Source organism: Arsenicicoccus sp. UBA2120, assembly GCF_002330965.1.
GTDB classification, from domain to species: Bacteria; Actinomycetota; Actinomycetes; order Actinomycetales; family Dermatophilaceae; genus Arsenicicoccus; species Arsenicicoccus bolidensis.
Genome location: NZ_DCYC01000045.1, coordinates 21,919 through 27,918 on the forward strand (window position 1 = coordinate 21,919; position 6,000 = coordinate 27,918).

6 protein-coding genes are annotated in these 6,000 nt (G+C 72.4%); 2 read left to right on the forward strand and 4 right to left on the reverse strand.

All coding sequences use genetic code 11. From position 1 onward, the window contains the following. The first annotated feature begins 56 nt into the window (after positions 1–56). Complete coding sequence (locus B2P18_RS06670) at positions 57–455, forward strand: twin-arginine translocase TatA/TatE family subunit (RefSeq protein WP_286957286.1); 399 nt, start codon at positions 57–59, stop codon at positions 453–455. Positions 456–698: 243 nt separating this feature from the next. On the opposite strand, the gene B2P18_RS06675 is transcribed toward B2P18_RS06670, so the two are convergent. The 3 genes from B2P18_RS06675 to B2P18_RS06685 are packed head-to-tail and all read right to left on the reverse strand — an operon-like array spanning position 699 to position 3,745. Continuing rightward, positions 699–1,832, reverse strand: a complete 1,134-nt coding sequence (locus B2P18_RS06675) for an Mrp/NBP35 family ATP-binding protein (protein WP_029210364.1) — start codon at positions 1,830–1,832, stop codon at positions 699–701. 34 nt (positions 1,833–1,866) lie between these two features. Beyond that, positions 1,867–2,469, reverse strand: a complete 603-nt coding sequence (locus B2P18_RS06680) for a DUF1003 domain-containing protein (RefSeq protein ID WP_019286173.1) — start codon at positions 2,467–2,469, stop codon at positions 1,867–1,869. After that, positions 2,462–3,745 carry a magnesium transporter MgtE N-terminal domain-containing protein gene (locus tag B2P18_RS06685; protein WP_019286172.1) on the reverse strand — a complete coding sequence of 428 codons (1,284 nt, stop codon included), beginning with the start codon at positions 3,743–3,745 and terminating at the stop codon, positions 2,462–2,464. Before B2P18_RS06685 ends, B2P18_RS06680 begins: the two co-directional genes overlap by 8 nt. Positions 3,746–3,832: 87 nt before the next feature. On the opposite strand from B2P18_RS06685, the gene B2P18_RS06690 reads away from it, so the two are divergent. After that, the gene (locus tag B2P18_RS06690) at positions 3,833–4,687 is read left to right on the forward strand and encodes a L,D-transpeptidase family protein (protein ID WP_286957309.1); all 855 of its coding nucleotides are present in this window, start codon (positions 3,833–3,835) and stop codon (positions 4,685–4,687) included. A gap of 251 nt (positions 4,688–4,938) precedes the next feature. On the opposite strand, the gene B2P18_RS06695 is transcribed toward B2P18_RS06690, so the two are convergent. Continuing rightward, on the reverse strand, positions 4,939–5,778 hold the full coding sequence (locus tag B2P18_RS06695; protein WP_239263180.1) for a serine protein kinase RIO: 840 nt from the start codon (positions 5,776–5,778) through the stop codon (positions 4,939–4,941). Between the last annotated feature and the right edge of the window lie 222 nt (positions 5,779–6,000).

Below are 6,000 nucleotides of genomic sequence, written 5' to 3' on the forward strand. Positions count from 1 at the left end.
GGACCGTCTGCTCCGGCGGGCCCGGTCGTGCAGGCCGACGCAGTAGTCTCGCCCTCATGTGGGACGTCAACGGCACCGAGTTCTTGCTCCTGATCGTGATCGCCGTCGTCGTGCTGGGCCCCGAGCGGCTGCCGGAGTATGCCGCCAAGCTCGGCCAGCTCGTCCGCCAGGCCAAGGCCTACGCCGAGGGCGCCAAGACCTCCCTGCGCGACCAGATGGGCCCGGACTTCGACGACATCGACTGGCGCCAGTACGACCCACGGCAGTACGACCCGCGCCGGATCGTGCGTGAGGCGCTGCTGGACGACGGCCCCTCGGGCTCGACGGTCGCGACAGCGGGAGCAGCGGCGGCCGGTGGCGCGACCATGGCGAGTGCCCAGGCGGAGCCGGAGCCGATCCGTCCCGGGCAGCGCTACGACCAGACCTACACGCCCTTCGACGCCGAGGCCACCTGACCGCAGCGCGCACCGCGCCGCCGCGGCCGAGCAGCGCTGGCGGTGGCTCACGTGGCGAGTGTGTCTCATGCTGCAGGGTGAGACGGATGCGCCAGCGCGAGACGTTGCGGGGCAGCGCTGGCAGCGGGCTCACCGTGCCGAGTGTGTCTCGTGCTGCAGGGTGAGACGGGTGCGCCAGCGCGAGACGTTGCGGCGCAGCGCTGCGGCAGCGCAGCGCTCAGCCGCGCCGTGGACCCGCCGGCGTCAGCGGCTGGTGGGGGTGAGGCCCAGCTTGCGGCCGGCCAGGCCACGCGACCGCGTGCCCAGCCCACGAGCGATGCCGTTGAGGGCCGTGCCCGCCGCGCTCTCGGGGGAGGACAGGACGACCGGGGTGCCCTCGTCGCCGCCCTCGCGCAGCCGGGTGTCGAGCGGGATCTGGCCGAGCAGCGGCACCGGGGCCCCGACGATGCGGGACAGCGAGTCCGCCACGGCCTGACCGCCGCCGGAGCCGAACAGCTCGAGCCGGGAGCCGTCCGGCTGCTCCAGCCAGGACATGTTCTCGACGACGCCGACGATGCGCTGGTGCGTCTGCACGGCGATGGACCCGGCGCGCTCGGCGACCTCGGCCGCCGCCTGCTGCGGGGTGGTGACCACGAGGATTTCGGCGCCGGGGATGAGCTGCGCGACGGAGATGGCGATGTCGCCGGTGCCGGGCGGCAGGTCGAGCAGGAGGACGTCCAGGTCGCCCCAGAACACGTCGGCGAGGAACTGCTGCAGCGCGCGGTGCAGCATCGGTCCGCGCCAGACGACGGGCTGGTTGCCGGCGACGAACATGCCGACGGAGATGACCTTCACGTCGTGCGCGACCGGGGGCAGGATCATGTCGTCGACCTGGGTCGGCTGCTGCTCGACACCCATCATGCGCGGCACCGAGAAGCCGTAGATGTCGGCGTCCACCACGCCCACCTTGAGCCCCTGACGGGCCAGGGCGGCGGCGAGGTTGACGGTGACCGAGCTCTTGCCGACACCACCCTTGCCGGAGGCGACGGCATACACCCGGGTCGTGGATCCCGGCTTGGCGAACGGGATCTCGCGCTCGGCCTGGCCGCCGCGCAGCTGGTCGCGCAGGGAGCCGCGCTGCTCGTCGCTCATCACGCCGAGGTCGACGGAGACCCCGTTGACCCCCTCGACGCGCGCGACGGCCTCGGTGACGCCCTTGCGGATCGGGTCCTTCATGGGACAGCCCGCGACCGTCAGCAGCACCCGGACGGCGACCCGTCCGGCGTCGTCGACGTCGACCGACTCGACCATCCCCAGCTCGGTGATGGGCTTGCGGATCTCGGGGTCGTCGACCGTGGCCAGGGCGGCGTGGATCAGGTCCAGGGACGGGGCAGACATGCCCCCCATCGTATGCCGCCCGCCCGGCATCTCCTTACGCGCCGGGATCGGCGGGGGGCGCGGGCGCGGCCTTCTTCTTCTTGGCCTTCTTGGCGCGAGGTGCCTCCGGGTCGCTGTCGTCGGCGGCCTCGGGGACCATCCCGCGCTCCTCCAGCTCCTCCAGCAGGTCTCGCAGCTCGGAGCGCAGGTAGTCGCGGGTCGCCATGTCCCGCAACGCGATCCGCAGGGCGGCCACCTCGCGGGTCAGGAACTCGGTGTCGGCCAGGTTGCGCTCGTCGCGGGCGCGGTCCTGCTCGAGAGCGACGCGGTCCCGGTCGTCCTGGCGGTTCTGGGCGAGCAGGAGCAGGGGGGCGGCATACGACGCCTGGAGCGACAGGATCAGGGTGAGGAGCGTGTAGTTGAGCGACCGCGGGTCGAACTGCGCGGCCTCGGGCATGAAGGTGTTCCACGCGAGCCAGACGACCACGAAGATCGTCATCCAGATCAGGAAGGTCGGCGTCCCCATGAAGCGGGCGAAGCCCTCGCTGGCCGAGCCGAAGGCGCCCTCGGCGAAGATCGCGGGTCGCCGGAACCGGACCCGCGCCTCCTGAGGCTGGTCCAGCCGGTTGCGGTCCTGGGTGCGGGTGCGCTCAGTCATGGGTCACCTCGTGCCTCTCCTCGCGCCAGTCCTCGGGGAGGATGTGGTCGAGCACGTCGTCGACGGTCACGACCCCGAGGAGGTGACCGTCCTCGTCGACCACGGGGGCGCCGGTGAGGTTGTAGTTGGCGAGCATCCGCGTGACGGTGCCCAGGCTGTCCGTCGGCTGCAGCGGCTCCAGCTCCTTGTCCAGGATCGCTCCCAGCGGGCTGTGCGGGGGCTCGCGCAGGAGCCGCTGGATGTGCACGGTCCCGAGGTAGCGCCCCGTGGGGGTCTCGAGCGGTGGGCGGCAGACGCAGACGAGGGACGCGAGCGCGGGGGAGAGCTCCTCGCGGCGGGCCCAGGCCAGCGCCTCGGCGATGGTGGCGTCCGGGCCGAGGATGATCGCCTCCGGGGTCATCAGACCACCGGCGGTGTTGTCGTCGTAGGCCATCAGGCGGCGCAGCGGGGCGGCCTCGTCGGGCTCCATGTGCTGCAGGTAGTGCTCCTGGGTCGCCTCCGGCAGCTCGGATAGCAGGTCGGCCGCGTCGTCGGGCTGCATGAACTCCAGGACGTCGGCGGCGCGCTCGGTCTCGAGGTGCGTGAGGATCTCGATCTGGTCGTCCGCCGGGAGCTCCTCGATGACGTCGGCGAGCTTCTCGTCATCCAGGGCGCTGGCGACCTCGACGCGCCGGCCGGGCGCCAGCTCGTGGATGACCTCGGCGAGGTCGGCGGCCTTGAGGTCGTCGTAGGCCTCGAGGAGGCGCGCGGCGCTCTGGCCCTGGTGGCGGGTCGCGAGGCCCGTCGTGTCGAGCACGTCGACGATCAGCGTCTCGCCGCGGCGACCCGTCAGGCGGCGCAGCGACAGGCTGCCGCTGACGTGGCCGCGCCGGACGAAGACCTTGGTGACGGACCACTCGCGCGGCCGGTCCTGCTCGATCGCCAGGTCCTCCACGGTGGCCTCGAACGGCTCCTCGGCGGGCTGGGTCACCGTCACCGCGCGGTCCAGCAGCTCGGCGAGCACGAGCGACTCGGTCGGGCGCTGCTCGAAGCGGCGCATGTTGACCAGGCCCGTGGTGATGACCTGGCCTGCGTCGATGCTGGTGACGCGCGTGATCGGCACGAAGACCCGGCGACGGCCGGGCACCTCGACCACGAGGCCGAGCACGCGTGGCTTGCGCCGGGTCGCGCTGAAGCTGACGACGACGTCGCGGACGCGCCCCACCTGGTCGCCGAGCGGGTCGAACACCGCGATGCCGGCGAGGCGGGCCACGAAGACGCGACGCAGAGAGCTCACGGGGGTCACCTTATCGGCGTGCAACCTTGTGCCCCGCCACGACGTCCTGAGGGGGTCAAGGAAGCACGTCCCAGAGGGGGGACCATCATGAGCAGCTCCACCATCCGTCGCGGTGTCACGCTCCTCGCCGCGTCAGCGATGCTCACGGGCGGTGCCGTGGTCGGGGGGACCACGGCCCAGTCCGCGCCCGTCGCAGCGGCACGCATCAGCGCGTCACCCGTCAGCTCGACGCTCGCCAGCTCGACGCTCGCCAGCTCGGCACCGGCCGGCTCCGCACCCGTCAGCGCGGCACCTGTCAGCGCGGCGCAGGCCGCCCTGGCTCCCCGGGCCGCCGCCCGCACCCTGCGCGTCGGTTCGCGCGGTCCGGCCGTCACGGCCCTGCAGAGCAGGCTCAACGCGCTCGGCTACAGCCTCGGCCGGGTCGACGGCGTGTATGCCGCCCGGACCCGCCAGGCCGTCATGGCGCTGCAGAAGGTCGCCGGCCTGCCACGCACCGGCGTCGCCGACGCCCGCACCCAGGCCGCCGCGAGCAAGGGCACCCGTCCCGTCGCCCGCAGCCGCTCGGGTCACGTGATCGAGATCGACAAGGCCCGCCAGACGTTGTACGTCGTGGACGGCGGCCGGGTCTCGCGGATCTACAACGTCAGCACCGGCAACAACAAGCGCTACCGCGACCGCGGGCGCTGGGCGCGCGCCGTCACGCCGTCGGGCAGCTTCCGCTTCTGGACTCAGTACGGCGACGGGTCCGGCTGGCAGCACGGCCGGCTCGGCAGCATGTACCGCCCGATGTACTTCAACGGCGGCATCGCGGTGCACGGCAGCCGCTTCGACATCGGGGCCTACCCGAGCAGCCACGGGTGCGTCCGCATCCACAACGCCAACATGGACGAGCTGCGCGGTCAGCGGCTGATCGGGCTGCGGGGGACGGTGGTCGTCTACTGACCGCGGAGACCCCGCGGAGACACTCACCGCGCAGACGTCGCGAGGGTGGCCCCAACCTGATGGCGGGGTGCGGCGTCGTACGAGATGTGCCGGGTCTTGCGGGGGCTCGAACCGGCACGCACGACCGGTCGATCCAACACCCTTCGGACCGGTCCGAGGAGGCCGTCGGCGTGGGGGTGCCGGCGGCCTCCTCACCTGTCTGCGGGCAGCAGGGGTCAGCTGGGTCAGCCGGGTCAGGAGTGCAGCCGGCGTCAGTAGCGCGCGGTCGCCTCGGCGACGAGCTCGCCCACCAGCTCACCGGCGTCGACCTCGAGCCCGCGTCGCACGAACCAGTCGCACATGTTGGTCGCGTCCCGCTCGAGGATCTCGAAGCCGTGCGGGTTGCCGATGACGTCCACGATCTGGGGCCAGTCGATCAGCACGAGCCGGTCCTCGTGGAGCAGGACGTTGTAGGGCGACAGGTCGCCGTGCGTCCACCCCTCCCGGGCGAGGACGAGCAGGGTGCACCGCAGCTGGTGCCACAGCTCGTCGAGGAGCGCCGGGTCCGGCCGGGTCTGGGCCAGACGGGGCGCGGCCACCGGAGTCGGGCCCTCCGTCATACCGATGAACTCCATGAGCATCTCGTCCCCGGTGATCTGGACGGGATAGGGGACCGGCAGGCCGAGCTCCCAGAGCCGGCCGAGGGCGTCGAACTCGGCCGCGGCCCACAGGCCCGAGATGACCTCCTTGCCGAAGGTCGTGCGGTGCGCCATGGCGCGCATCTCGCGGCTCTTGCGGACCCGGCGGCCCTCCAGGTAGCCGCTGTCGCGGTGGAACAGGCGGTGCTGGTTGGAGCGGTACCGCTTGGCTGCGAGGACGACCTCGGAGCCGTCGTCGCCGGGGACCCACCGACGCACGAGGTGGACGTCGGCCTCCTTGCCGGTCTTGAGGACGCCGAGGTCCTGGTCGACGGCGCCGAGGGCGGTCACCACCCAGTCGGGGCGGGGCTCCGGGCCCTGCTGCGCGACGTCCCAGGTGGACCAGCGCTCGCCCTCGGGCGGGCCGTCAGGCGATGAGTCGAACGAAAGATCCTGCTGCGCAGGGAAGTTCATGAGAGATCTCCAGGTGGGAGGTGGGGTCTGGGCGGTGCAGGCGCACGAGGACCGTCATGTCGCCACCTCCTGGAGATCGTCGGGGCCCGGGCCGTATGGCGGCAGGCCCACCCACTGTCGCGGCCGCCGCACCCCGCCTGCAACCCCTTTTCCTCCCTCCGACCGGCCAGGGGGTGGGGTTGCGCCCGCCACCGGGAGCGTCTTAGCCTCGATCCACCGATG